At 66.4% G+C, this 26,989-nt stretch carries 20 protein-coding genes; 10 read left to right on the forward strand and 10 right to left on the reverse strand.

Annotated elements, in window-relative coordinates; translation table 11 throughout:
- Positions 1–37 precede the first annotated feature (37 nt).
- Positions 38–1,033, reverse strand: coding sequence for a hypothetical protein (locus EJC47_RS13995; protein ID WP_260591587.1), 996 nt, complete (start codon positions 1,031–1,033; stop codon positions 38–40).
- Positions 1,034–1,053: 20 nt separating this feature from the next.
- On the reverse strand, positions 1,054–2,442 hold the full coding sequence (locus EJC47_RS14000; RefSeq protein ID WP_126848568.1) for a glycosyl transferase family protein: 1,389 nt from the start codon (positions 2,440–2,442) through the stop codon (positions 1,054–1,056).
- A 158-nt stretch (positions 2,443–2,600) separates the two neighbouring features.
- On the opposite strand from EJC47_RS14000, the gene EJC47_RS14005 reads away from it, so the two are divergent.
- Together EJC47_RS14005 and pbpC are read left to right on the forward strand one after the other, a co-directional pair.
- Positions 2,601–8,423: an alpha-2-macroglobulin family protein gene (locus EJC47_RS14005; RefSeq protein WP_126848570.1), complete on the forward strand. Its 5,823-nt coding sequence runs from the start codon at positions 2,601–2,603 to the stop codon at positions 8,421–8,423.
- Between the two features lie 52 nt (positions 8,424–8,475).
- Positions 8,476–10,674, forward strand: coding sequence for a penicillin-binding protein 1C (pbpC, locus tag EJC47_RS14010; protein ID WP_126848572.1), 2,199 nt, complete (start codon positions 8,476–8,478; stop codon positions 10,672–10,674).
- Positions 10,675–10,714: 40 nt separating this feature from the next.
- On the opposite strand, the gene EJC47_RS14015 is transcribed toward pbpC, so the two are convergent.
- Both EJC47_RS14015 and EJC47_RS14020 read right to left on the reverse strand, forming a co-directional pair.
- Complete coding sequence (locus tag EJC47_RS14015) at positions 10,715–11,164, reverse strand: RcnB family protein (protein ID WP_033965692.1); 450 nt, start codon at positions 11,162–11,164, stop codon at positions 10,715–10,717.
- A 133-nt stretch (positions 11,165–11,297) separates the two neighbouring features.
- Positions 11,298–11,795, reverse strand: a complete 498-nt coding sequence (locus tag EJC47_RS14020) for an outer membrane protein assembly factor BamE (RefSeq protein ID WP_126848574.1) — start codon at positions 11,793–11,795, stop codon at positions 11,298–11,300.
- A gap of 93 nt (positions 11,796–11,888) precedes the next feature.
- Between EJC47_RS14020 and EJC47_RS14025 the strand changes: the two genes are divergently transcribed.
- Complete coding sequence (locus tag EJC47_RS14025; protein WP_126848576.1) at positions 11,889–12,413, forward strand: ubiquinol-cytochrome C chaperone family protein; 525 nt, start codon at positions 11,889–11,891, stop codon at positions 12,411–12,413.
- Entirely contained in the window at positions 12,410–12,937 is a 528-nt protein-coding gene (locus EJC47_RS14030) for a YceD family protein (protein ID WP_126848578.1), read from the forward strand. The genes EJC47_RS14025 and EJC47_RS14030 overlap by 4 nt, the downstream gene beginning before the upstream one ends.
- Here the strand turns inward: EJC47_RS14030 and EJC47_RS14035 are convergent.
- Both EJC47_RS14035 and EJC47_RS14040 read right to left on the reverse strand, forming a co-directional pair.
- Positions 12,934–13,479 (reverse strand): SixA phosphatase family protein, encoded by a 546-nt coding sequence (locus EJC47_RS14035; protein ID WP_126848580.1) that lies wholly within the window; start codon positions 13,477–13,479, stop codon positions 12,934–12,936. The two genes, EJC47_RS14030 and EJC47_RS14035, sit on opposite strands and share 4 nt — an antisense overlap.
- An 11-nt stretch (positions 13,480–13,490) precedes the next feature.
- Complete coding sequence (locus EJC47_RS14040; RefSeq protein ID WP_126848652.1) at positions 13,491–16,220, reverse strand: ATP-dependent DNA helicase; 2,730 nt, start codon at positions 16,218–16,220, stop codon at positions 13,491–13,493.
- Between the two features lie 113 nt (positions 16,221–16,333).
- Here EJC47_RS14040 and EJC47_RS14045 point away from each other — a divergent pair, with 113 nt between their 5' ends.
- Genes EJC47_RS14045 through nhaA form a run of 3 tightly spaced genes read left to right on the forward strand, consistent with a single transcriptional unit; the run spans position 16,334 to position 20,017 of the window.
- Positions 16,334–17,899: a lysine--tRNA ligase gene (locus tag EJC47_RS14045; RefSeq protein ID WP_126848582.1), complete on the forward strand. Its 1,566-nt coding sequence runs from the start codon at positions 16,334–16,336 to the stop codon at positions 17,897–17,899.
- A 13-nt stretch (positions 17,900–17,912) separates the two neighbouring features.
- Positions 17,913–18,734 carry a shikimate 5-dehydrogenase gene (locus EJC47_RS14050; protein ID WP_126848584.1) on the forward strand — a complete coding sequence of 274 codons (822 nt, stop codon included), beginning with the start codon at positions 17,913–17,915 and terminating at the stop codon, positions 18,732–18,734.
- Positions 18,735–18,793: 59 nt separating this feature from the next.
- The gene (nhaA, locus tag EJC47_RS14055; protein ID WP_126848586.1) at positions 18,794–20,017 is read left to right on the forward strand and encodes a Na+/H+ antiporter NhaA; all 1,224 of its coding nucleotides are present in this window, start codon (positions 18,794–18,796) and stop codon (positions 20,015–20,017) included.
- A 64-nt stretch (positions 20,018–20,081) separates the two neighbouring features.
- Here the strand turns inward: nhaA and EJC47_RS14060 are convergent, their stop codons facing one another.
- From EJC47_RS14060 to sucC, 3 genes are all read right to left on the reverse strand, one after another.
- Entirely contained in the window at positions 20,082–21,011 is a 930-nt protein-coding gene (locus tag EJC47_RS14060) for an electron transfer flavoprotein subunit alpha/FixB family protein (RefSeq protein WP_033966993.1), read from the reverse strand.
- The gene (locus tag EJC47_RS14065) at positions 21,008–21,757 is read right to left on the reverse strand and encodes an electron transfer flavoprotein subunit beta/FixA family protein (RefSeq protein WP_126848588.1); all 750 of its coding nucleotides are present in this window, start codon (positions 21,755–21,757) and stop codon (positions 21,008–21,010) included. Before EJC47_RS14065 ends, EJC47_RS14060 begins: the two co-directional genes overlap by 4 nt.
- 201 nt (positions 21,758–21,958) lie before the next feature.
- Positions 21,959–23,158, reverse strand: coding sequence for an ADP-forming succinate--CoA ligase subunit beta (gene sucC / locus EJC47_RS14070; RefSeq protein ID WP_126848590.1), 1,200 nt, complete (start codon positions 23,156–23,158; stop codon positions 21,959–21,961).
- A gap of 121 nt (positions 23,159–23,279) precedes the next feature.
- Here sucC and EJC47_RS14075 point away from each other — a divergent pair, with 121 nt between their 5' ends.
- Both EJC47_RS14075 and EJC47_RS14080 read left to right on the forward strand, forming a co-directional pair.
- Complete coding sequence (locus tag EJC47_RS14075; protein WP_126848592.1) at positions 23,280–23,798, forward strand: sterol desaturase family protein; 519 nt, start codon at positions 23,280–23,282, stop codon at positions 23,796–23,798.
- A complete protein-coding gene (locus EJC47_RS14080) occupies positions 23,795–24,544 on the forward strand; it encodes a sulfite exporter TauE/SafE family protein (RefSeq protein WP_126848594.1) in 750 nt (249 codons plus the stop codon). Before EJC47_RS14075 ends, EJC47_RS14080 begins: the two co-directional genes overlap by 4 nt.
- Before the next feature lie 12 nt (positions 24,545–24,556).
- On the opposite strand, the gene EJC47_RS14085 is transcribed toward EJC47_RS14080, so the two are convergent.
- Entirely contained in the window at positions 24,557–25,492 is a 936-nt protein-coding gene (locus EJC47_RS14085; protein WP_010405850.1) for a ribose-phosphate pyrophosphokinase, read from the reverse strand.
- 136 nt (positions 25,493–25,628) lie between these two features.
- On the opposite strand from EJC47_RS14085, the gene EJC47_RS14090 reads away from it, so the two are divergent.
- A complete protein-coding gene (locus EJC47_RS14090; protein ID WP_126848595.1) occupies positions 25,629–26,957 on the forward strand; it encodes a glutamate--tRNA ligase in 1,329 nt (442 codons plus the stop codon).
- Positions 26,958–26,989: the final 32 nt, after the last annotated feature.

Consider the following 26,989-nt stretch of genomic DNA (forward strand, 5'->3'; position numbering starts at 1 on the left):
GTTAGCCGCTCGCGCTTCCCGCGCAAAGCACGCCGTTTCAGAAATCGCTGCCGAGCGTCACCGCCAGCCCCGATCCCGGGCGCGCGGCCCCGGCGACGCGTTGCCGCCAGTCGAGCCCGAACCGCACCGAACGCGCCCCGATCGGGATAGCGACGGCAAGCGAAGGCCCGAGATCGAGCCGCGCCGCGCCACGCTGCGCCGCGCCCCACAGCCCTGCGCCGAAATCGAGGCGGACGCGGCCAATGTCGGCCAGCGGATGCGCGACGCGCAGCGCCCCATCGACATAAGCCTCTGTCGCGGTGCGGCGAATCACCCCGGCCTGGCCATAGCCTTCGAGCCGAAACCCGAGCGGCAGCGGCGTTGGATCAAGTCCGCCGACGACTCCCAATGCCGGTCCGCTACGGCCGCCGGTTATCGCGAAGCGCTGTTCGGCGACCAGTCGCAGCGGCAGGCGAGTCGGCTGCCATTCGACGCCAAGCGCCGCCTCGCGCAGGCCCGGGCCCAGCGGCGAGGACACGCGCCCGGCCAATGCGACGCGGCGTTTGCGATCGATCGCATAAGCGAGCCGCACCCCTGCTTGCGATCCGCCGAGTTGCCCGCCAAGCCCGCCCGGCGCGAGCCCGGCACCGCCACGCGCGAGCAGCCAGGCGCTCCCGGACCAGCGTGAGCGCGCGTGCGGTGCCGGGGGTTCGCGCGGCGGATGGGGCAAGCCTGGCACTAACGGGGCGGCCTGAGTCACCGGTTGCGGGTCGCCATAGCGGACCAGACCAAGCAGCGCGAGCGCGATCCGAGTCGGATCGGGCTTGCGGAGTGCCACCCTGCCATGCGGCTTGGCCACGGCGGCACGGTACCAGCGCCGCACAGTGTCCCCCGCCGCTGGTCTGGCGACAGCGACGGACGATTCCTTTGTGATCGCCGCGACCGGCACCGGCACGACCGCGCGAAACACGTCCGCCGCAGAATGGATCTGCGGCCACAGCAATGCCACCCGCACCCCGACCCAGACCAGCAGGAACACAGCGAGGAACCGCAAAGGGCGGCCCCGCCCGGCTTTCACTGATCGACCTGCGCCAGATCCGGAAAAATGTGCTGGGTCTTGTCCCAGCGCAGCGCCGTGCCGCGCAGCGACGCGACATAGGCGACCATCGCGCGCCGCGCGGCGAGCAAGGCGATAAGATTGCCGACAAAGGCGCGCGGCAGCGACCAGACAGCCTCGCGCCAGCCATAGGCCGCACCGGTAAACGCCGCGCGCGAGACGAGCCGCCACAGCAGCAAGACCGCGTTGACGTGCAACACCCCCACCATGGGATCCGACAGCGGCAGCCCGCCGCCGTCCAATAGCGCGTGGCCCAGCCGAGACGCGCCCCAAGCCACCAGCGCGACATAAGCGATCGCCAGCACCAGCACCGAAATCGGCGCGCGGCGGTCGCGCATGCGCATCCAATGTTCGTGCAGGTCGAGCGGGCGCGCCCACCCCATCCGGTCCCACCCCGCCAGCGCAATGCCCGTCATCCAGCGCGATTTCTGCCGAACGGCGGCTTGCAGCGTCGCCGGGAAATAGGCGCGCACCGCGACCAAGGGCCCACCCGGTCGCTCCCGCACGCGCGCGAACGCACCGCGACCGCCAAGCTCGGCAATGTGCAGGCCGAGCTCATAATCCTCGGTCAAGCTGTCGGCATCGAACGGCATGCCGCCGCGCGCCGCCGCAATCCGCTCGAGCATTCCGCGCTCAATCGCGCACGCTACGCCCGCCAGCGGCAACCCAGCGCCCAGCGCCTGACGCACCACGAGATTTTTCCCGTGTGCCTCCGCAAACTCGTCAGCATAATGGCCTGATACGAGCCGCGCTTTGCCGTCCACCAACGGCAAGACCGGCAATTGTACGGCGGCATAGCGCCCGATCAGCGCATCGATCACGCGCAATTCGCCCGGATGCACCATGTCCTCGGCATCGTGCAGTTCGACCGCCGCCACGCGAATCTGTTCACGTTGCTCATCGCGCAGCAGCGTCGCCCATAGCGCGTTCAGGCAATCGGCCTTGGTCGTCGGTCCATCGTTCGGGCCGATCACCAACCGGATCCGGTCATCGTCCGCCGCGACTTCCGCGACGGCGGCGATAGTCGGAAGATCATTGGGATAGGTGCCGACATAGATGCGGTAGTCGGGATGGTCGAAGCGTGCGAGGCAGGTCCGCAACATCGCGCCGATCACGCCCGCTTCGTCCCAGGCGGCGACGAACACCGCGATCCGACGCGGCACGCGCCGGGTGTAGCCCTCCAGCGTGGCGGGCAACCCGTCTGATCGCCGCCACAGCCGCGTCCCGATCCAGGCAATATCAACCGCGACATCATCGAGGCCACCGACGAGAAAGCCAAGCGCGGCGAACAGCATCGTCTCGCGCGCGACCGCGTCCAGCGCGGCGATGACCCACTCTCCCCCCAAGAGCGTTCCTCCCCTCGACCGGCCCCCCGAGTCGATCTACACGGAGTGTCTAACAGCTGTGACGGCGTAGCAAGCTGTCATCACACCGTCACCATTCGTCGCTGTACTAGCACGGTTCGTCGCTTTATAGCATGCGGTAAGGCCTTTGGGAGGATTCGATGAAGCTCGCGTTCCGAGTCGCACTGCTCGCTTTGGCGCTTGCTCCGATCACCGCTTTTGGCGACTCTAGCCCGCAAGTCATCCTGGCCACGCCCGGCATTGGCGACGGTGCGATCGAACGTTTCACCGCACGCTTCAGCCAGCCGATCGTGCCACTCGGCGATCCGCGCGCGGCCTCGCCCTTCGACGTCACCTGCGCGGTCAGCGGGCAGGGGCGGTGGGTCGATCCGCAGACCTTCGTCTATGATTTCGCAAACGGCCTGCCCGGCGGCACCGTCTGCAAGTTCAAGCTGCGCTCGGGCCTGAAAAGCGTGTCGGGCTATGCCGTGACCGGGCAACAGGAATTTTCGGTCGATGCCGGCGGCCCGGTCGCGCGCGCCGTGCTGCCCAGCCAATATGATAGCGAGATTGAGGAAGATCAGGTCTTCCTGGTCGCCGCCAATCTGCCCGCCACCCCCGCATCGGTCGCGGCCAATGCCTATTGCGCGGTCAAGGGCATTGGCGAGAAGATCCCGGTCGAAGTGCTCGCACCCGATCTGCCCGGCAAGCTGCTGGGCGAGATGGGCACCGAGAATTGGAACGTGCGCAACTTCCTGGAAAGCGCCGGGCTCCCCGCCACGATCCCCGCCGCTGCCGATCGCGCCAAGGCTTATGCCGGGGTGACCGCACTGAAGTGCCGCCGTCCCCTGCCGCCGGGCACCGACATGGCGCTGGTTTGGGGTGCCAACATCGCAGGGGCCAGCGGCAAGATCGCGGGCACCGACCAGCGTTTTGATTACACCGTGCGCAAGCCCTTTACCGCCCGCTTCGAATGCGGCCGTGTCAACGCACAGGCCGGGTGCAATCCAGTCGAAAAGGCGTGGGTGCGCTTCTCCGCGCCGGTCGCGAGCGATCTCGCCAGGCAAATCCGCATCCAGACCGCCGATGGCAAGCTGCTGACCCCGACGCTGTTCGATGATTCGTCCGAAGATTCCGGGCATGGCGATGCCAAGAGCAAGGCGACCGTCTCGTCGATCGGCTTCAAGAGCCCGCTGCCGGAATCGCAAACCGCCAAGCTGCTGCTGCCAGCGGGCGTGAAGGACGAAAGCGGTCGCCCGCTCGCCAATGCCGAGCGCTTCCCGCTGGACGTGCGCTTCGACGCGGCGCCGCCGCTGGTGAAGTTCGCAGCCCCCTTCGGCATTCTGGAATCGAAGCAAGGCGGCGTGCTGCCGGTGACGGTGCGCAATGTCGAACCAGCCCTTCAGGGCACCAACCTCAGCATCGCCGGGCAATCGCTGCGTATCGACGGCTCGGATGGCAAGATCGCCGAATGGCTGCGCACCGTCGGCCATGCCGACGATACCGCCAGCCATGAGGAAACGCGCGGCAAGGACAAGGTCCGCATCAACGATACCGGCGCGACCTCGATCCTCGGCAAGCAGGGCGCGTCGCTGAAGATCGGCCTGCCCGGCAAGGGCAAGGATTTCGAAGTCGTCGGCATGCCGCTCGGTGGCGGCAAGCCCGGTTTCTATGTCGTCGAACTGGCCAGCCCCGTGCTGGGCCAGGCACTGCTCGGGCGCAAGGTGCCGCGCTATGTCGCCGCAGCCGCGCTCGTCACCAATATGAGCGTCCACTTCAAATGGGGCCGCGCCAGGAGCCTCGCCTGGGTGACCGCACTCGACACCGGCAAGCCCGTCGCCGGGGCCGAAGTGCGCGTGAGCGACAGCTGCACCGGCGAAGTGCTGGCGCGCGGCGTGACCGACAAGAGCGGCGGCGTCTATGCCCCGCCGGGCCTGCCCGAGCCCGAAACCTGGGGCAGTTGCGAAGGTACCAGCAGCCATCCGCTGATGGTCTCGGCGCGCGCCGCCGACGACTTCAGCTTCACGCTGACGGCATGGGGCGAAGGCATCCGCCCGTATGACTTCGATTTGCCCTATGGCTATCAGGCGCGCGGCGAAATGCTGCACACGGTGTTCGACCGCATGCTCGTCCGCCAGGGCGAGACGATCCACATGAAGCACATCCTGCGCACATCGATCGCCGATGGCTTCGGCATGGCTCCGGCGGTGTCCGGCACGCTCCGGCTGCAGCATCGCGGGTCCGACACGCAGTTCGACCTGCCGCTGACGATCGACGCCAACGGCATTGGCGAAAATGAGTGGACCGCCCCCGCCGGCGCGCCGATGGGCGATTATGATCTCTCGGTGATCGTCGATGGCCGCCGCATCGAAACCACGCAATCCTTCAAGGTCGACGAATATAAATTGCCGACGATGCGCGCGAGCGTCACCGGCCCCAAGGACCCCGCGATCCGCCCCGCCAACCTGCTGCTCGATCTGTTCGTCGGCTATCTGTCGGGTGGCGGCGCATCGAACCTGCCGGTCGACATGCGCATCGGCTATTTCGCGCATGACACCAAGCCCGACGGCTATGAAAGCTACAGTTTCGGCGGCAAGGCAATCGCCGAGGGCACCAAGCCGCTCAATGGCGATGGCGAGGAGGAGCAGACCGCGCTCCCGCCAACGCAGACGCTGCCCACCACGCTCGGCGGTGATGGCACCGGCAAGCAGACCGTCGCCGTGCCGCAGACGCTGGACGGCGTCACCGACATGCTGGTCGAAATGGATTATCAGGACGCCAATGGCGAAATGCTGACCGCGTCCAAGCGCATCCCGATCTTCCCGAGCGCGGTGCAATTGGGCGTCAAGACCGATGGCTGGCTGATGAAGCAGGACGATTTGCGGCTGCGCTTCGTCGCGCTCGACACCAGTGGCAAGCCCATCGCCAACCAAGCGATCTCGGTCGCACTCTACAGCCGCCAGATCCTGACAGCACGGCGCCGGCTGATCGGCGGCTTCTATGCCTATGACAACCGCATGAAGACGACCAAGCTTGCGCAAAGCTGCACCGCGACCACCGACGCGCAGGGACTGGCGACGTGTAAGATCGCGCCGGGCATTTCCGGCGAAGTCTATGCCGTCGCCACGACCAAGGACGCGAATGGCAATGAAGCGCGCGCGACGCAAAGCGTGTGGCTGGCGGGCAATGACGATTGGTGGTTCGGCGGCGACAATGGCGACCGCATGGACGTCGTGCCCGAACAGCAAGCCTATAAAGCGGGCGACACCGCGCGCTTCCAGGTGCGGATGCCCTTCCGCAAGGCGACCGCCCTGGTCACGGTCGAGCGCGAAGGCGTGCTGTCGAGCTTCGTCACCGAACTCAGCGGCACCGATCCGGTGGTCGAAGTGAAGATGCCGGGCAGTTACGCGCCCGACGTGTTCGTCTCGGTCATGGTCGTGCGCGGTCGCACCGAAAGCGGATTTTGGACGTGGCTGCACGGCATCGCCCAGTCGGTCGGGCTGGCGAGCAGCCCACCCGAGGGACAGGAGCCGACTGCGCTCGTCGATCTCGCCAAGCCGAGCTATCGCCTCGGCATCGCCAAGGTGAAGGTCGGCTGGGAAGCGCATCAATTGCAAGTCGCGGTCAAGGCCGATCGCGCGCGCTACGCCGTGCGCGACGTGGCGCAAGTCGATGTCGCGGTGAAGACGCCCGACGGCAAGCCTGCGCGCACCGCCGACGTTGCCTTTGCGGCGGTCGATGAGGCGCTGCTGCAACTCGCCCCCAATGATAGCTGGGACGTGCTGACCGCGCTGATGGGCGAGCGCCCGCTGTCGGTGCTGACCTCGACCGCACAGACCCAAGTCGTCGGCAAACGCCATTATGGCAAGAAAGCGGTCGAGGCGGGTGGCGGCGGCGGCGGCGATTCCTCCGGGCTCAATCGCGAGAATTTCCAGCCGGTGATCCTGTGGAAGGGCCGCGTCGCGCTCGACGAGAACGGCCATGCCCGCATTCCGGTGACGCTGAGCGACGCGCTATCCTCGTTCAAGCTGGTCGCGATCGCCACCGATGGCGCGCAACTTTACGGCACGGGCATGACGAGCGTGCGCACCGCGCAGGATCTGTCGATCTATGCCGGCATTCCCCCGGTCGTGCGCACCGGCGATTTCTATGCGTCGAGCTTCACGCTGCGCAACGGATCGGACAAGCCGATGACGGTGACGGCAACGGTCGACCTCACCCCGGCCATCGCGCAGGGCAAACCGCTGACGGTGACGATCCCGGCGGGCGGCGCGGTGCCGGTTGCGTGGAATCTGACCGCACCGGCCAATATCGATCGCTTGCGCTGGCATGTCAGCGCCAAGGCGTCGAACGGCAAAGCGGTCGATCAGATCACCACCGATCAGGCGGTGGTGCCGCTCTATCCGGTCGAAGTCTGGGCGGGCACGCTGGCGCGCGTTGGCGCGGACACCACCATCCCGATCCAGCCGCCTGCGGGCGCGATTGCGGGGCGCGGCACGGTCGATATCCGGCTCGACGATACGCTGGCACCGCCGCTCGCCGGGGTGCGCGAGTTCATGGCGCGCTATCCTTATGATTGCTTCGAACAGCGTCTGTCGCGTGCGGTCGCGCTGGGCGATGCCGGGCTGTGGCAATCGCTGGCGGGCGACCTTCCCGCCTATCAGGCGGATGACGGCCTGCTGCGCTATTGGCCATCTGGCAGCCTGACCGGCTCGGAAGCGCTGACCGCTTATGTGCTGGCGATGACCTCCGACGCCGGATTGCCGATCCCGGCAGGCCCGCGCGCGAAGATGATCGAGGGGCTGAAGGCCGTGCTCGACGGGCGCTTGCGGCATGAGGATTATGGCGATGTGCGCTGGCAGCGCGTCTATGCCTTCAACGCGCTCGCTCGCGCCGGGGCCGCGACCCCGGCGATGCTCGGCCAATTGAGCATGACGCCAAAGGAGATGCCGACCGCGTTGCTGGCCGATTATCTCGTGTCGCTCGATCATCTGCAGGGCCTGGCCAATGGCGCTGCGCTGAAGAGCGCCGCCGAGGCCGTCCTGCGCACGCGGCTCGTCTATGAAGGCACACGGCTCGATCTGTCGGACAGCAGCAATCAGCCATGGTGGCTGATGTCATCGGGCGACGAAGCGTCGATCAAGACCGTGATCGCCACGCTCGGCCGTCCAGGCTGGCAGGACGAAGCCGCCAAGATGATGGTCGGCGTGGCGCTGCGCCAGTCGCACGGGCGGTGGGACACCACCACCGCCAATGCCTGGGGCACGATCGCGGCGCGCAAGTTCGGCGCGCTCTATCCCGCCAGCGCGATCATCGGCACGACGACGCTAGGGTTGGGCACGCAAACGATCAGCAAGAGCTGGCCGCTCGCCGCCACCGCGCGCACCGCAAGCTTTGCGCTGCCGACGACCCAGACCCCGCTGAAACTCGCGCAATCGGGTGGGGCCGGGCCGTGGGCCACCGTCTCGGTGTCGGCAGCGGTGCCGCTGACCAAGCCGCTGTTCGCCGGCTATGAGATGCAACGCCGTGTCGAGGTGGTGCAAGCGCGCACCAAGGGCGTTCTCACGCGCGGCGACGTGGTCAAGGTGACGATCACGGTCAAGGCCAGCGCCGAGCGCAACTGGGTGGTGATCAACGATCCGATCCCGGCCGGCGCAACCATCATCGGCGATCTGGGCGGGCAGTCGCAAATCCTTGCCGGGCAAGCGCAGGCAGGACCCGGCACCAAGTTCGAGGCGCGCGATGCCGATGGCAAGCTGTGGGACATTCAGGTCGGCGTCGTCCCGGCCTATGTCGAGCGGCGCAACGACACCTGGCGGGCTTATTATGGCTGGGTGCCGCGCGGGGCGTTCAGCGCGTCGTACATGCTGCGGCTGAACGGAGCCGGACGCTTCAACCTGCCGCCGAGCCGGGTCGAGGCGATGTATTCGCCCGCGATCCGCGCGCAACTGCCGCTCGATACGATGACGGTGGTGCAGCGATAATCTTTGTTGAATTCACCCCGGCGAACGCCGGGGCCCAGTATCGAGCGGTTGAATGATCGAGCGTGGCGCTCTCTTGCAGAAACTGTCGCAACTGGGCCCCGGCGTTCGCCGGGGTGGTGAAAAGCTTTGGGCTGCGCTCCAGACTCGGGCGGGGGCGAGCGTCGCCGGGCTAACGCTCGCGCTCGTCGCCTTCATCGCGCTTGATTATGCGACCATGCCCCCGCCGCTCCCCGGTTACGCCCAGGTCCGCGCCGCATGGCATCCATCCGAAGCGTGGCTCTATGACCGAAACGGCGTGCTGATCGACAGCGCGCGGGTCGATTTCAAGGCGCGCCGCCTCGCCTGGACCCCGCTCGACCACATCGCCCCGGTGGCGCGCACGACGATCGTCGGTGTCGAGGACCGCCGCTTCTTCTCACACGGCGGCGTCGACTGGCTCGCGCTCGCCGGGGTCGCGCGCGACAAGGCTAAGGGCGAACGGGCGCGCGGGGCGAGTACGCTGTCGATGCAGGTCGCCGGTTTCCTCGCGCCCGACCTTGCCGCCCCCGGCCAGCGCCATTTCTGGGACAAGATCCGCCAGATGCGCGCCGCCTGGGCGCTCGAATCACGCTGGTCGAAGGATCAGATCCTCGAAGCCTATCTCAACCTGGCCGGGTTTCGCGGCGAAGCGCAGGGCATTGGCGCGGCCGCGCTCGGGCTGTTCGGCAAGACCCCCGACGCGCTCGCGCGCGATGACGCACTGCTACTGGCGGCGCTGCTGCCCGATCCGCAGGCCGACGCCGGAACCGTCGCGCGGCGCGCCTGCGCCGTATCGCACGAGCAGGACTGCGGGCGTTTTGCCGGGGAAGCCGCCTCGATGCTCGGCCCGGCGCGCAGCCTCGCGCTTGATCCCGGCCTTGCCCCGCATCTGTCGGACCGGTTGCTGACCAAGCCCGGGCTCAAGGTGACCACCACGCTCGATCGCCGCATCCAGACGCTCGCCATCGTCGCCTTGAAGCGGCAGTTGCAGGGCCTTGGCGGCGCGCGCGCGCGGGATGGCGCGGTGGTGGTGGTCGACAATGCCAGCGGCGACGTGCTGGCCTATGTCGGCGGCATCGGTGGGGCGTCGACCGCGCCCGCTGTCGACGGCGCGAACAGCTATCGTCAGGCGGGATCGACGCTGAAGCCGTTCCTCTACGCCCAGGCGATCGAAAAGGGGTATCTGACCCCGGCCTCGATTCTCGACGATTCGCCGGTGCAACTCGACACCGCGTCGGGCCTGTATGTGCCGCAAAATTACGATCGCGGCTTCAAGGGGCCGGTGTCGGCGCGTTCGGCGCTGGCGGGGTCGCTCAACGTGCCTGCCGTGCGCACCTTGCTGCTCGTCGGGGTCGATCCGTTTCGCGACCGACTATGGGATACGGGCTATCGCGGGCTGGTCGAGGATGGCGAGTATTACGGCTATTCGCTTGCCTTGGGATCGGCTGAAGTCACCCTGCTCGAACAGGCTGATGCTTACCGTAGCCTCGCGCAAGGCGGGCGCTGGTCACCGCTGCGGCTGACGCTCGATGCACCGCACACCGCCCCGCGCGCGATTACCACCCCGCAAGCCGCATGGATCGTCGCCGACATGATGGCCGACGCCAATGCCCGCGCGGTCACTTTCGGGCTCGATTCGGCGCTGCATTTGCCCTTCTGGGCGGCGGTGAAGACGGGGACGAGCAAGGCGTTGCGCGACAATTGGTGCATCGGCTTCACGCAGAAATACACGGTTGCCGTGTGGGTCGGTAATCTCGAGGGCGATTCGATGCGTGCGGTGTCGGGCGTCAGCGGCGCGGCACCGGTGTGGCGCGACATCATGCTGTCGCTCAATGCCGAGGAACGCGGCACGCCGCCGCCGCGCCCGGCGGGCGTGGAAGCGCGCGCGATCACCTTTGCGCGCGCGATCGAACAACCGCGCACCGAATATTTTCTGGCCGGCACCGGGCAAAGCCACATCGCCTTCGCGCCCGACGAATCGCGCCGGCCGCGTATCACCAATCCGGTGTCGGGCAGCGTCTATGCGATCGATCCGGACATTCCGCACGACCGGCAACGCCTCGCGGTCGATGTTTCGGGTGCGGTGACGGCGCATCGTTTGTGGCTCGACAAGACCGACATTGGAGCGGCGGATTCGCAACCCGAAATCATCGCCGGGCCGGGCACGCACCGCTTGCGCCTGACCGATGTCGGCGGGCGCGTGGTCGATCAAGTGATGTTCACGATTCGCTGAAACACCGGCCGCGCCGAGGGCGCGGCCGGTGCGATATGGTTTAGCGATAGAAGCCGCGGATCACGTCGATGACATAGCCGCGCCGCGTATCGACCAGGATCACGTCGTCATAGTGCCGGATCCACTGCTGGCCATAAGCCGGACGACGCAGATGATAGCGCCATGGATCGGCGATGATGTAGCGCGGGCCATAATAAGGCGCGCCGATGCGCAGGCCGGGGCGGAACGCGGTATAGCGGAACGGCGCTTCCCAGTGGCCGCGCGCATACCAATTGGGGTTGCGATCGCGCCAGCCGCGCCAGTCATCGCGGCCCCACGCGCGCTCCCGATCGCGTACGTCTTCCCGATAATCGTGGCGGGCGTCGCGGAGATCGCGCTGGTCGCGCCGGATGTCTTGCCGGTCCCGGCGCAGGTCTTCGTTCGATTGAGCACTGGCGGCAACCGGGACGAGAGTTGCAGCGAGCAGCGCGGTGGCAATGAATTTGCGCATCATATCCTCCATGTCTGGCCGACCGGATCAAGAGGTCAAGCCATGCAAGGGATTTTGGCAAGCGCGCCCTGAACGGTTTGCGAACACGGGTGACAGGATTTTGTCAGGATTGCCGAAAGGGCGTTTCGCCCCGTTACGGCGTATCGCGGCCGCCACCGGTGTTGTTGTTGCCGCCCTGGCCGCCACCAATCGCGCCGACCGTGCCGATATTGCCGAACAGTTCGTCGAAGAAGCTGCGCTTCTTGCCCAAGGTCGGCGTGGTCTTGCCCGACGGGCTGATCGACGCGACCTGCTCGGCCCCCGAGCGCCGCACCGCCGACACGACGCCGCGCGAATCGAAGCTGATGCGCAGCGTCACCTGATCGTGCACATGCGGATTATTGTATGCGAAATTGCGGACATCGCGCGAAATATAATACCAGTCGCCCTGGTTGAACTCGCTGGTGAAGGTCGGCTTGCCGAGCACCGCGAGCACCGACTGACGATTATCCGTGCCCGCCTGGACCGAATTCACCAGATCCGAATCGATGACATAGCCCTGATGCCCCTTCAGCGGAACGCAGGCGCTGGCCCCGAACACACTGGTGGCGAGGGCAGCGGCCGTCATCAGGCGGACGGACTTGGGGCTCATCGACACTCTCCACAGGCACGCAAAGCTCCGGGACGCATTGCATCGCGGACAGGGAGCCTCAATATGCCGGGAAACGCGGCCAAACAAGGGCGCATGGGGAACAAGGTTTTGGGCTGGCTTACCAGATTGCTGGGCGGGGAGCGCGATACGGTCGCGTTGCGGCTGTACAATGGCGTGATCGAACGCGCGCGCGCGCCGCATTGGTATGAGGCGGGCGGCGTGCCCGATACGCTCGACGGGCGTTTCGATATGGTGGCGGCGGTGCTGGCGCTGGTGCTGTTGCGACTGGAAGGAGACGCCGAATCGGCCTCCGTCAGCGCACGCCTGACCGAGCGTTTCGTCACCGACATGGACGGACAATTGCGCGAAAGCGGCATTGGCGACATCGGGGTCGGCAAGCATATCGGCAAGATGATGAGCATGCTTGGCGGGCGGCTGGGCGCATATCGCGATGGGCTGGCGATGGGCGATCTTGCTACGGCGCTGCAGCGCAATCTCTATCGCGGCGTCGACCCCACCCCGCCCGCGCTGGCACATACGCAAGCCGCGCTGATCGCCTTTCGCGACGCGCTCGCCGCCACCCCTGCCCCCGCGGTGATCGCTGGAGACCTGCCATGACCACCCCAGAATTTTCGCGACTGGAGCGAATCGACACGATCGGCGAGGGGGCCCGCAGCGTCTCGATCACCGCCGATGCGACCGAACGGGCAGCACTGGCGGAACGGTTTGGCCTGCTCGCGGTCGATCGGCTGGAGGCGACCTTTCGCGTGCAGCGCGATGCGGCGGGCGTGGTGGCACGCGGCGAAGTGCGCGCGTCGGTGGTGCAGGCGTGCTCGGTGACCGAGGAGCCGTTGCCCGTCACCGTCAGCGAAGACGTCGCCTTGCGCTTCGTCACCGAGCAGGAAGCCGCCGCCGAGGAGGAAATCGAACTCGATCTCGATGCGCTCGACACGATGCCCTATGACGGCGCGGCGATCGATCTCGGCGAAGCGGCGGCGGAGACGATGGCACTGGCACTCGACCCGTTCCCGCGCGGCCCCAATGCAGCGGCGGCGCTGCGCGCGGCGGGGGTCATCAGCGAGGAAGACGCCAAACCGGCGGGGGCACTTGCCGGTTTAAAGAGTCTGTTGGCGAAGGATTAATCCTCGGGCCCCAACGCCGGATCGAGATCGCGCGGACGAACGAAGCGCACCAGCCGCGCGGTGCCTGCTGCAAGGTCGGCCCAGTCCCCCTCAAACTGGAGTTCGGCGATCGTCGCGGTCGGATATTTGGCCTCAAGCGCAACGCGCGGGGGCTCCTCCGATTCGGGTACCAGCAGCATCGCCAGATCCTCCAGCCCGGGATTGTGCCCCACCAGCAGGACCCGCGCGGTGTCTTCGGAAAATTCGTGGACGATATCCAGCAGCGTAACCGCTGAAGCGAGGTAGATGCGTCGGTCCCACTCCGGCGCAAGCGTGCGGCCATAGCCCGTTTCGACCTGGGCCAGCGTCTCCACCACGCGGAGCGCGGGCGAGGCCACCACGTGATCGAACACCGCGCCGCCGCTGCGCAAATAGCCGCCGATCAACGCGGCGGCGCGTTTGCCGCGCGCGTTGAGGGCGCGGTCATAATCGCGGAGCGCCGGATCGTCCCACCCCGATTTGGCGTGGCGGAGCAACGTCAGCGTCTTGGTGCCGGCGGTCATGCGGATCTCCGTCAGGCGGTTTCGCGCGCCTCATGCCCCGTTTGCGCGGCGGAGGGAAGCGCTGCCGCATGCGCCACCGCTTCATCCAGCGTAACGCGCGTGATGCGGACGCCTGGGGGAAACGCCGTCAGCAATCGCGACGGCATCGCTGCAGAGAGCAAGACGAACACGCCATGGTCGTCCGCGCGACGAATCAGGCGCCCAAACGCCTGCGCCAGCCGCGCCCGCACGATGCGGTCATCATAGCCGCTGCCGCCGCCTGCCAGACGCCGCGCGGCGTGCAGGACGGTCGGTTTGGGCCAGGGCACGCCCTCCATCACCACCATCCGCAGCGACCGGCCCGGCACATCGACGCCATCGCGCAACGCGTCCGTGCCAAGCAAGGATGCCGCCGGATCATCCCGGAAAATATCGACCAATGTACCGGTATCGATCGGATCGACATGCTGGGCGTAGAGCGGCAGCCCCTCTCGCGCGAGCCGATCGGCGATACGGGCATGGACGCCGCGCAACCGCCGGATCGCGGTGAACAGGCCGAGCATCCCGCCGCCGCTCGCCACGCCGAGCCGCGCATAGGCATTGGCGAGCGCGCCCATATCGCCGCGCTTCACATCGGTGACAATCAGCACTTCGGCTTGGCTCGCATAATCGAACGGCGACGCCGCCTCGAACCGGCTCGCGCCGCGCAGCAGATGCGTCGCCCCGGTGCGCGCCTCCGCCACGTCCCAATCGCCGCCGCCGCGCAAGGTCGCCGAGGTTACCAGCACGCCATGCGCGGGTTTCAGCACGGTCTCGGCAAAAGGCCGCGTCGGATCAAGCCAGTGGCGGTGCAGGCCGACATCATAATCGCGCCCCTCGACGCGATCGACCGCCATCCAGTCGACGAAATCGGGCGAGGCCGGCCCGCCGATCCGCGCAAGCAGCGACAGCCACGCCGCCACCGTCTCGGCGCGCCAGCCAAGCGAGGCGATCGCGCCTTCGATGCGCGCGCGCGCCGGGCCATCCATCCAGTCGGGTGCTTCGTCGAGCACCGCCTCGAGTCGCCGCCCGAGCGCCACCAGCGGGCGTACCAACGCATCCAGCGCTTCCGCTGCCGGGCCTGCCGCCTCGATCAAGCCGGGATCGGGCTCGGCCAGTTCGGTCTCCAAGCCATAGCCAGCATCGCCGCCCGGATCGCGCCCCGATTCGGCGCGCGCATAGGTGAGGCCGCGCACCGCCGCGAGCAGCGCCTCGATCGGGCCGAACGGCGCGCCCTCGCCCAGGCGCTGCAGCCAGCCATCACTCGCCAGCGCCTGCGCCGCGTTCACCGCATCCGCGATCGCGCGCGCGCCGCCCTCGTCATAGCTCGCGACGTCGGACAACCGCGCCGCCAGCCCGCGTCGCCGCCCGCGCCCGCCCGATTCGGGGCCGAGCACCCAACGCCTGAGCTCGATCGTCTCGGCACCGGTCAGCGCGGTCGAGAACATCGCGTCGGCGGCATCGAACAGATGATGCCCCTCGTCGAACACATAGCGCGTCGGGCGCGTGGTCGATTCCCGTCCGCGCGCGGCATTGACCATCACCAAAGCGTGGTTGGCGATGACCAGATCGGCATCGGCACTCGCGCGCGCGGCCTTTTCGATGAAGCATTTGCGGTAATGCGGGCACCCCGCATAGACGCACTCGCCGCGCCGGTCGGTGAGCGCGGTCGCGCCGTTGCGACGAAACAGCGTCGGCAGCCAGCCGGGCAGATCGCCGCCGACCATATCGCCATCGGCGCTATACGCCGCCCAGCGCGCGACCAGCTGCGCCAGGATCGCGGCGCGCCCGGCGAAACCGCCTTGCAGCGCATCTTCCAGGTTCAACAGGCACAGGTAATTCTCGCGGCCCTTGCGCGTCACCACCTTCGCCCGGCGGGTTGCCGCATCGGGGAACAGCCGCGCGCTTTCATGCCCCAATTGCCGTTGCAGCGCCTTGGTGAAGGTCGATACCCACACCGCGCCATCGGCCTTCTCCGCCCAAAGCGAAGCCGGCGCGAGATAGCCAAGCGTCTTGCCGATGCCGGTGCCGGCTTCGGCGAGCACCATGTTGGGCATCCCCGCCGCCATGCGCGGCCCAAACGCCTCGCGCGCCGCCTGCGCATAGGCACGTTGGCCGGGACGCTGCTCGGCAGTGCTGCCGGTCAAGCGAGCAAGCCGGGCCTGCGTTTCGTCCGCTTCCAGCGTGACGGTGCGCGGCTGCGCGCGCGGCGCGCCCTCCGACCATTCGCCGAGCTTGGTGAACAGCCAGCGCTCGGCCGTCTCGGGCTTTTTCAGGCGCTGGGTCAGCACCGGTGCCCAGGTCCAGCGGAGGCGGAACAGCGACTGCGCCGCAGTCCACGCGCCCTCGCGTTCGGGCCACTCGCCCTCGATCATGCCGAGCAACGCCCCGGCGGCGGCGCGCAGGAAGGTGGCGACTTCGGCATCGGCGGCGGGCGGCGTCAGCCCCGTCACGCGCGCGAGCCCGCGCGGCGTCGGCACCATGAAGCGCGCCGGACACAGAAAGGCGAACAGTTCGAGCAGATCGAGCCCCGACAGATCGGCATAGCCCAGCCGCTGCCCGACCAAGGCGGCATTGAGCAGGATGACCGGCGTATCGGCCGCAATGCGGATCGCCTCCCCGCGCCCGATCGGTCGCGTGCCGCCTTCATCCGCGATCCAGATGCCGCTGTGGCTGGCGTGGAGGGCGGGATAGGGCAGCGCAAGATCGGGGAGCGGCGACATCGCGCCGACAGTGCGCGAGCCGGAACGAAAGGGCAACCTTGATCCGCCCTATATGACGCATCCCGCCCGATGGAGGTTGTGCCGCGCCGCACCCATGCGCTACGCCCCCGCTTATGACCGACGTTTTCCGCACCGCCGCCCTCGATTCCAAAGCCTGGCCGTATGAAGAGGCGCGCAAGCTGCTCAAGCGCTATCCTGAGGGCAAACCGGGTGGTGCGCCGATCATCTTCGAGACCGGCTATGGCCCGTCGGGTCTGCCGCATATCGGCACCTTCAACGAAGTGCTGCGCACGACGATGGTGCGCCACGCCTTCCAGACGCTGTCCGATGCGCCGACGCGGTTGATCGAGTTTAGCGACGATATGGACGGGTTGCGCAAGGTGCCCGACAACGTGCCCAACCAGGCGATGCTGACCGAAAACCTCGGCAAGCCGCTCAGCCGCATCCCCGATCCGTTCGAGAAGTTCGAAAGCTTCGCCGCCCACAACAACGCCATGCTGCGCGATTTTCTCGATCGCTTCGGCTTCGAGTACGAATTCATCTCGTCGGCCTCGCAATATGAAGCCGGCGTGTTCGATGATGCGCTGAAGGGCGTGCTGCGCAATTATGCCGCGATCATGGGCGTGATGCTGCCGACGCTGCGCAAGGAACGCGCCGCGACCTATTCGCCGATCCTGCCGATCAGCCCCAAGACCGGGATCGTGCTGCAAGTCCCGGTCGAGGTGGTCAATGTCGAAGAGGGCACGATCCGCTTCACCGACAGCGATGGCGAAGTGCTCGTCCAGTCGGTGCTCGGCGGTCAGGCGAAACTACAATGGAAGGTCGATTGGGCGATGCGCTGGGTCGCATTGGGCGTCGATTATGAGATGTACGGCAAGGATCTGATCGACAGCGGCGTGCAGTCGGGCAAGATCGCGCGCGTGCTCGGCGGTCGCCCACCCGAGGGGCTGATCTACGAGATGTTCCTCGACGAAAAGGGCGAGAAGATCTCCAAGTCCAAAGGCAATGGCCTGACGCTGGAGCAGTGGCTCGAGTACGGCACGCAGGAGAGCCTGGCCTTCTTCGCCTATCGCGAGCCCAAAAAGGCCAAGCAGCTGCACATCGGCGTCATTCCGCGCGCGGTGGACGACTATTTCCAGTTCCGCGGCAGCTATGCCGCCCAGCCGGTCGAACAGAAGCTCGGCAATCCGGTGCACCACATTCACAATGCCGCGGTGCCGGACACCAACCCGCCGGTGACCTTCGGCTTGCTGCTTAATCTGGTCGGCGTGCTGGGCGCGGGCGCGACGGCGGAGCAAGTGCACGGCTATCTCAGCAACTATATCGAAGGTGCCATCACGCCCGAACTCAATGCGCTGATCGGTCATGCACTCGCCTATAACCGCGATTACGTCGCGCCGACGCTCCAGCGCCGCAAGCCCGAGGGCATCGAGATTGCCGCGCTCGAACGGCTCGACCGCGAACTCGCGGCTGCGCCTGCCGACAGCTCGGCGGTCGATTTGCAGAACATCGTCTATGCGATCGGCAATGAAGGCGGGTTCGATCCGCTGCGCGCCTGGTTCGGGGCTTTGTACGAAACGCTGCTCGGTTCGAGCCAGGGTCCACGCATGGGCAGCTTCATCGCGCTGTACGGCATCGACAATAGCCGCAAGCTGATCGCCGAAGCGCTGGCGGACTGACGAGGACACGCCGATGCCCACCAAACCGCTGATCGGGCGCGATACGCGGCTGTGCATGTCGCTATCGGCGCGACCTGGCAATTTCGGAACGCGCTTCCACAACCGGCTCTATGAGCTGCTCGGGCTCGATTTCGTCTACAAGGCGTTTTCGACGCGCGACCTGGAGGGCGCGGTGCGCGGCATTCGCGCGCTCGACATTCGCGGGTGCGCGATCTCGATGCCGTTCAAGGAAGCCGTGATCCCGCTGCTCGACAGCATCGCCCCCTCCGCCGCCGCGATCGACAGCGTCAATACCATCGTCAACGATGAGGGGGTGCTGACCGGGCACAATACCGATTATGCGGCGGTGGCGCGGCTGATTGCCGACATCGACCCCGCAACGCCATTTCTGCTGCGCGGATCGGGCGGCATGGCCAAGGCGGTCGCCGCAGCACTCTGCAATAGCGGGTTTCGCAACGGCACGATCGTCGCGCGCAACGCCGAGCAGGGACAGGCACTGGCAACGCGCTACGGCTTTCGCTGGCGGGCCGATCTCGACCCGGCGGGCGCGCCCTTGCTGATCAACGTCACGCCGATCGGCATGGCGGGCGGCGACGCCGATGCGCTCGCCTTTCCCGAAACGATGATCGTGGCAAGCCGGGTCGTCATCGACGTGGTGCAATATCCGCCGGAAACACGGCTGCTGCGCGCCGCGCAAGTGGCGGGCAAACGGATCATCACCGGCACCGAGATCGCGACCTTGCAAGCCCTCGACCAGTTCGTGCTCTATACCGGCGTCACCCCCAGCGACGCGCAAGTCGCCGACGCCGCCGCCTTTGCCCGCGCGGCGGGGTAAAACCCCGAACGGCTCCGGTTTCGGTTTCGCACCGGGGCCCGTACCGCTAGGCTAGGGGCATGGCCAACCCCACCACGTCGCGCCGCGTAGCCCGAAACATCCGTTCGGCACTGCGCACCTTCCTCGCGCAGGAAGCGGCGGGCGGTATGGTGCTGATGGCGGCGGCCGCGTTCGCGCTGATCTTCGCCAATTCGGAGCTCGCCCCCGCCTATTTCGCGTTTCTGCACTATGAGACGGGGCCGGTATTGGCCGCTGCCATCGGGCCGATGACGGTGCATCTGTGGATCAACGACGGCTTGATGGCAGTGTTCTTCCTGCTGGTTGGCCTCGAGATCAAACGCGAACTGGTCGACGGGCAATTGGCGAGCCCCGCGCGGCGGCGCTTGCCGATCATCGCGGCGGGCGCTGGGATGGCGATGCCGGCCTTGGTCTTTCTCGCCATTACCGGCGGTGCGCCAGCACTGGGTCCAGGCTGGGCGATACCGGCGGCGACCGACATCGCCTTTGCGATCGGCGTGCTGGCGTTGCTCGGCAAGCGCGTCAGCCCGGCGCTCAAACTCTTCCTCACCACCGTCGCGATCGTCGATGATTGCGGCGCGGTGGCGATCATCGCCTTGGTCTATAGCCACGGTATCGACTGGATCGCGCTGGCGGGCGCGGCGGGGACGGTGCTGATCCTGTTCACGCTCAACCGGCGCGGGGTGGTGGCCTTGTGGCCCTATCTGCTCGGCTTTGTCGGTCTGTGGTGGCTGGTGCTGCTTTCGGGCGTCCACGCCACCGTCGCGGGGGTGATTACCGCCGCGCTGATCCCGGTTGCCACTTCCCCCGGCGCGCCCGATGCCGCGCATTCGCCGCTCCACCGGCTCGAACATGCGCTGTCGCCGTGGGTGGCGTTCGGCATCGTGCCGCTGTTCGCCTTTGCCAATGCGGGCGTCTCGCTGCTTGGGGTGTCGACGGCGACGCTGGGCGATCCGCTGGTGCTGGGCATTGCGGGTGGACTGTTTCTGGGCAAGCAGGCCGGGATTGTCGGGGGTGTGGCCCTCGCCGAGCGTCTGGGAATCGCCAAGCGCCCGAAGGGAATGCGCTGGATGCAGCTTTATGGGGTCGGCCTGCTCGCCGGGATCGGCTTTACGATGAGCCTGTTTATCGGGGGCCTCGCTTTCCCGGGCGATGCGCAGCTGCAGGATTCGGTCAAGATCGGCGTGCTCGGCGGATCGATCCTGTCGGCGATCGCGGGCTATGTCGTGCTGCGCTACATCGCGCCGCGCGCGAAAATCGGCTGACCCGCTCAAAAAGAAACGGGCACCCCGGCTGGAGCGCCCGTCCCTGGTTACGATGACCGGTCAATCAGAGCTTTTCGGTCAGCTCCGGCACGATCTTGAACAGATCGCCGACGAGGCCGAGATCGGCGACCTGGAAGATCGGCGCGTCTTCGTCCTTGTTGATGGCGATGATGGTCTTGCTGTCCTTCATCCCCGCCAGATGCTGGATCGCGCCCGAAATGCCGACCGCGACATAGACTTCCGGAGCGACGATCTTGCCGGTCTGGCCGACCTGATAATCGTTCGGGGCATAGCCCGCATCGACCGCAGCGCGGCTGGCACCGACGCCCGCGCCGAGCTTGTCGGCGAGCGGATCGATCACTGCATGGAACTGCTCGCTCGACCCGAGCGCACGCCCACCCGAAACGATGATCTTGGCCGAGGTCAGCTCAGGCCGCTCCGACTTGGCGATTTCCGAACCGACATAGGTGGACACACCCGCATCGCCGGTCGAGGCAACCGCTTCGATCGTGCCCGTGCCGCCTTCGGTCGCCGCCTTTTCAAAGGCAGTGCCGCGCACCGAAATGACCTTCTTGGCATCCTTGGTCTGCACCGTGGCGATGGCGTTGCCGGCATAGATCGGGCGCGTGAAGGTATCCTCGCTCTCGACCGAGAGGATGTCCGAAATCTGCATCACGTCGAGCAAAGCGGCGACACGCGGCGCGATGTTCTTGCCGTTGGTGGTCGCGGGCACGAGGAACGCATCGTGCGTTTCCATCAGCTTGGCGACCAACGGCGCGACGTTTTCAGCCAGCGCATGGGCATAGGCGGCATCGTCCGCGACATGCACCTTGCCGACGCCCGCGATTTTCGCGGCGGCCTCGGCCACCGCGCCGACGCCTTGACCAGCGACGAGCAAATGCACTTCGCCCAGCTTGGCGGCGGCAGTGACGGTGGAGAGGGTGGCGTCCTTCACGGATGCGCCATCATGTTCGACCCAAACGAGCGTCTTCACTTCGCGACTCCCATTGCCTTGAGCTTGGCCACCAGTTCATCGACATCGGCGACCTTGATCCCCGCCGAGCGCTTGGGCGGCTCGACCACCTTGAGCGTGGTCAGGCGCGGCGACACATCGACGCCGTAATCGGCCGGGGTCTTCTGCGCGAGCGGCTTGGACTTGGCCTTCATGATGTTGGGCAGCGAGGCATAACGCGGTTCGTTGAGGCGCAGGTCGACCGTGATGATCGCGGGCAGCGGCAGCGATTCGGTCTCCGCGCCGCCATCGACTTCGCGCGTCACCACGACGGTGCCGGGCGACAGTTCGACCTTGGAGGCGAAGGTCGCCTGGCCGCGACCGAGCAGCCCGGCCAGCATCTGGCCGGTCTGGTTATTGTCGTCATCGATCGCCTGCTTGCCGAGGATGATGAGGTCGGGCTGTTCCTCCTCGACGATCTTGGCGAGCAATTTGGCGACGCCCAGCGGCTCGACCTTGTCTTCGGACACGATCAGGATCGCGCGGTCGGCACCCATGGCGAGCGCGGTGCGCAGCGTTTCCTGCGCTTTCTGCTCGCCGATCGACACGACGACGATCTCGGTGACGCCCGCTTTTTCCTTCAGGCGGATCGCCTCTTCGACCGCGATTTCGTCGAACGGGTTCATGCTCATCTTGACGTTGGCGAGGTCGACCCCCGTCCCGTCCGCCTTCACGCGGGGTTTCACATTGTAATCAAGCACGCGCTTGACCGGGACCAGCACTCTCATCGGCATTCCTTCCAGGGCAGTTTCTTGCTCGACGGCATCGGCTGTCCAAATGGCGGTTTCACGCGGTTTTCGCAAGTCCGGTATGCCATACGCGCGTGCCGTAGCGGCATCTCGCGCGACTCGAACCCGCCCTTAACGCGAAAGGGCCCGGCGTTTCCGTCCGGGCCCTTCCTTTAGTGCGTGTAGGACGGGTTGGTCCGTTCAGGCAGCGGCCTTGACCTCTGCCACGATCTTCTTGGCGGCATCGCCCAGATCGTTGGCAGGGACGATCGCCAGGCCGGAATTGGCCAGGATGTCCTTGCCCAACTGGACGTTGGTGCCTTCGAGGCGAACGACCAGCGGCACCGAAAGGTTCACTTCCTTGGCGGCCGCGACAATGCCCTCGGCAATGATGTCGCAGCGCATGATGCCGCCGAAGATGTTGACCAGGATGCCCTTCACATTCGGATCGCTGAGGATGATCTTGAACGCAGCCGTCACCTTCTCCTTATTGGCGCCGCCGCCAACGTCGAGGAAGTTGGCCGGGAACATGCCGTTCAGCTTGATGATGTCCATCGTCGCCATGGCAAGGCCGGCACCGTTGACCATGCAGCCAATGTCGCCGTCGAGCTTGATATAGGCGAGGTCATACTTGGACGCTTCGAGCTCGGCCGGATCTTCCTCGGTCTCGTCGCGCAGTTCGAGCAGATCCTTGTGGCGGAACATCGCATTGCCGTCGAAGCCGACCTTGGCGTCGAGCACGACCAGCTTGTTGTCCTCGGTGACGGCGAGCGGGTTGATCTCGATCTGCTCGGCATCGGTGCCGAGGAACGCGTCATACAGCTTGGACGCGACGCTGGCGGCCTGCTTGGCGAGATCGCCCTTCAATTCAAGTGCGGCGGCAACGGCGCGGCCATGATGCGGCTGGAAGCCGGTCGCGCAATCGATGTCGATGGCGTGGATCTTCTCGGGCGTCTCATGCGCGACGGTTTCGATGTCCATGCCGCCTTCGGTCGAGGCGACCATCGACACGCGGCCGGTTGCGCGGTTGACGAGCAATGCCAGGTAGAATTCCTTGGCGATGTCGACACCGTCGGTGATGTACAGGCGGTTGACCTGCTTGCCATGCTCGCCGGTCTGCACGGTTACGAGGGTGTTGCCGAGCATGTCGGTTGCCGCCGCGCGAACCTCGTCGAGCGTCTTGGCGAGGCGGACACCGCCCTTGGCATCAGGCCCCAGTTCCTTGAACTTGCCCTTGCCGCGGCCACCGGCGTGGATCTGCGCCTTGACCACGTAGAGCGGCCCAGGAAGCTTGGCGGCGGCGGCGACGGCCTCTTCGACGGTCAGCGCAGCGAAACCCGCGGGCACCGGCACGCCGAATTTCGCGAGGACTTCCTTGGCCTGATATTCATGGATGTTCATGGGCTGCGTGCCTTTCGAAGATCGGGGATAGAGTGGCCTTAAGCACAGCCGCCCGCGCGAATCCACCCCGTAGGCACCTGCGTCGCTCGCCATTGCGTGTACGGCTCGCTATATCATGTCCATGTCCTGGATCATCGGCCCGCTGCTGTTCGTCGCCACCGTCGCCGGAATGGAGGGGTTCGCCTACGGCGCGCACCGCTGGCTGATGCACGGACCCGGCTGGTTCCTGCATGAAAGCCACCACCGCCCGCGCACCGGCAATTGGGAGTTGAACGACCTGTATTTCGTGATCTTCGCTGCGCCCTCGATCACGCTGTTGCTGGGCGGCGTGCAATGGGGCTGGGGCGACTGGGCGATCTGGGTCGGCGCGGGGATTGCCGGGTACGGGGCGATCTATCTCGGCTTTCACGATGTGATCGTGCACAAACGCTTCAACCACCGCTATCTGCCGAAATCGGCCTATATGAAGCGGATCGTCCAGGCGCACCGGCTGCACCATGTGGTGGAAACCAAGGGTGGCAATGTCAGCTTCGGCTTTCTGGTCGCGCCAAGCCCTGAGGCGCTGAAGGCCGAACTCAAACGCCGCGGCCATGCCGGCGTGCGGGCTGCAGCACAGCAGGCAACGCCCGTTTCCCATTGAACGAGAGCGCTTTCTTCTACGCGCTGGCGATTCCGGCGGTCTTGCTGCTCGGCCTGTCCAAGGGTGGCTTTGTCGGGCTTGGCGCGCTGTCGCTGCCGCTGCTGTCGATGGCGACATCCCCGGTGCGCGCGGCCGCGATCCTGCTACCGATCCTGATCGTGCAGGACGTGGTCGGCGTATGGGCGTTCCGGCGCGATTGGGATGCGACCGTGTTGGGCTGGATGCTACCGGGTGCCGCAATCGGGATTGCGCTCGGCTATCTGTTTGCCGCGCAGGTTCCGACCACGGCGGTGCTTGCGCTGGTCGGGGCGATCTCGGTGGTGTTCGGTCTCTATCGGTTATGGACTGACCGGAGGGGTGCCGTGGCGGTCGCCGCCCAGGCACCGGGCTGGGTCGGCGCGCTGCTGGGCGTTGCATCGGGCTTCACCAGCCAGGTTGCCCATGCCGGCCAACCGCCCTTTCAAATTTATGTACTGCCGCGCCGCCTGCCACGCGACGTACTGGTCGGCACCACCGCGATCTTTTTCGCCGCGGTCAATTGGATCAAGGTGCCGGCGTATTGGGCGCTCGGCCAGTTCAACCGCGACACTTTAGGCGTCGCGGCACTGCTACTGCCGGTCGCGATTGCATCGACCTTTACCGGGGTCTGGCTTGTGCGCCGTGTGTCGCCCGCCCGCTTCTACACCGCCATTTACGCGCTGATGGTCGCGGTTGGGATCAAGCTGATCTGGGATGCGCTGGCCTAAGCCACCGCGCCTTCAATCGAACAGCGACGACACCGAGCTTTCATCGGCGATACGGCGGATCGCCTCGGCGAGCAGCGGGGCGATCGTCAGATGGCGGATCTTCTTGGCGGCGGCGACAATGTCATGGCTGCCGAGCGAATCTGTGATGACGAGTTCCTCGAGCGCCGAGCTTTCGACGCGCGCCACCGCGCCACCCGACAGCACGCCGTGCGTGATATAGGCAGCGACGCCCTCGGCACCCGCTTGCTTGAGCGCGGCGGCGGCGTTGCACAGCGTGCCGCCCGAATCGACGATATCGTCGATCAGGATGCAGAAGCGGCCTTCGACCTCACCGATGATGTTCATCACTTCGGATTCGCCCGCGCGCTCACGCCGCTTGTCGACGATGGCGAGCGGCGCATTGTCGAGTCGCTTGGCCAGCGCCCGCGCGCGCACCACGCCGCCCACGTCGGGCGAAACCACCATCAAATTGCGCTTGCCATAGCGCGTCAGAATGTCGGCCGACATCACTGGGGCCGCGAACAGATTGTCGGTCGGGATATCGAAAAAGCCCTGGATCTGCCCGGCGTGCAAATCGACCGAGAGCACGCGGTCGGCCCCGGCAACGGTGATGAGATTGGCGACGAGCTTGGCCGAAATCGGCGTGCGCGGCCCAGGCTTACGATCTTGGCGGGCATAGCCGAAATAGGGGATGACGGCGGTGATGCGCTTGGCCGAGGCGCGTTTCAGCGCGTCGATGCAAATCAGCAGCTCCATCAGATTGTCATTCGCGGGATAGCCAGTCGATTGCAGCACGAACACGTCCTCGCCGCGCACATTCTCGCGGATTTCCACGAAAATTTCCTCATCGGCGAAGCGGCGGACCAACGCGTCGGTCAACGGCAGTTCGAGATAGGACGCAATATCGCGCGCGAGGGGCAAGTTCGAATTGCCGGTCATCAATTTCATGGCGTTCGAAACTCCTTTTGGTCCCCATGCCCCGCGTCTGGCTGCGCGCACTGTTGGCTGAGCGTCCTTTAGGCGCGGGCTTTGCGCGCGGTAAAGGGGCATTGCCGCAGGAACGAGCGCTGCCTAGAGCAAATCCATGACCATTCGCACCCGTTTCGCCCCTTCGCCCACCGGCATGTTGCATGTCGGCAATATCCGTACCGCGCTCCACAATTGGCTGTGGGCGCAAGCGCAAGGCGGGGAATTCTGGCTGCGCATCGACGATACCGACGCCGAACGCAGCGAGGAACGCTTTGTCGACGCGATCCGCGCCGATCTCGGCTGGCTCGGCCTCACCCCGCAGGGCGAGGAACGCCAGTCGGCGCGGTTCGCGCTGTATGAAGCGCGCTTTGCCGCGTTGCGCGCGGCAGGCCGGGTCTATCCGGCGTATGAAACCGCGCAGGAACTCGACCTCAAGCGCAAGATCGCCGCCGGGCGCGGCTTGCCGCCGATCTATGATCGCGCGGCGCTGGCTTTGTCGGATGCCGACCGCGCCAAGCTCGAGGCCGACGGCATCGCCCCGCATTGGCGCTTCAAGCTCGATCACGACACGCCGATCGTCTGGGACGATTTGATTCGCGGCCCCCAGAAATTCGATGCGGCGACGATGAGCGACCCGGTGATCCGCCGCGCCGATGGATCGTGGCTGTATATGCTGCCCTCGGCGATCGACGATGCCGAGATGGGCATCACCCATGTCGTTCGCGGTGAAGATCATGTCTCCAACACTGCGCTGCAATTGCAGATGTTCGAGGCGATGGGCGTCGCGCCGCCCGCCTTTGCGCATGAAGCGCTGCTGGTCGGATCGGAAGGTAAATTGTCCAAGCGGCTTGGCTCGCTCGGCGTCGAGCATTTCCGCGAGGTCGGGATCGAGCCCGCCGCCGTGCGCGCGCTGCTGGCGCGGATCGGGACGAGCTTGCCGGTCGAGCCATTGGTCGACACCGCCGCGCTGGTCGCAACCTTCGATTTCGCCAAATTCGGCCGCGCGCCTGCGCGCTTCGACGAAGCCGAACTGGCCGGGCTCAACGCCAAAATCGTCCACCAGCTCGATTTCACCAGCGTGGCTGAGCGCTTGCCATCGGGCATGGGCGCGGCGGAATGGGAAGCTGTGCGACCCAACCTCTCGACCGTTGCCGAAGCGACAGATTGGTGGGGCGTGATCGAAGGGCCGATCGACGCGGTGCGCGATCCGGCCGATGCCGATTTCCTCGCCGCCGCCGCGCGCCACGTCGCCACGATGCCGTGGGATGCCGATCCGTGGCACGCACTGACCGCCGCGTTGAAGGCCGAGACCGGGCGCAGCGGCAAGGCGCTGTTCCTGCCGCTGCGCCGCGCGCTGACCGGGCGCGATCACGGCCCCGACATGAAGGCACTGCTGCCGTTGATCGGACGCGATCGTGCGGCAGCGCGGCTTTCCGCGATCTGATATAATGTCTCTTGCGTCAGAAATGTTATGAT

It is taken from the genome of Sphingomonas sp. TF3, assembly GCF_003985085.1.
Classification (GTDB): domain Bacteria; phylum Pseudomonadota; class Alphaproteobacteria; order Sphingomonadales; family Sphingomonadaceae; genus Sphingomonas.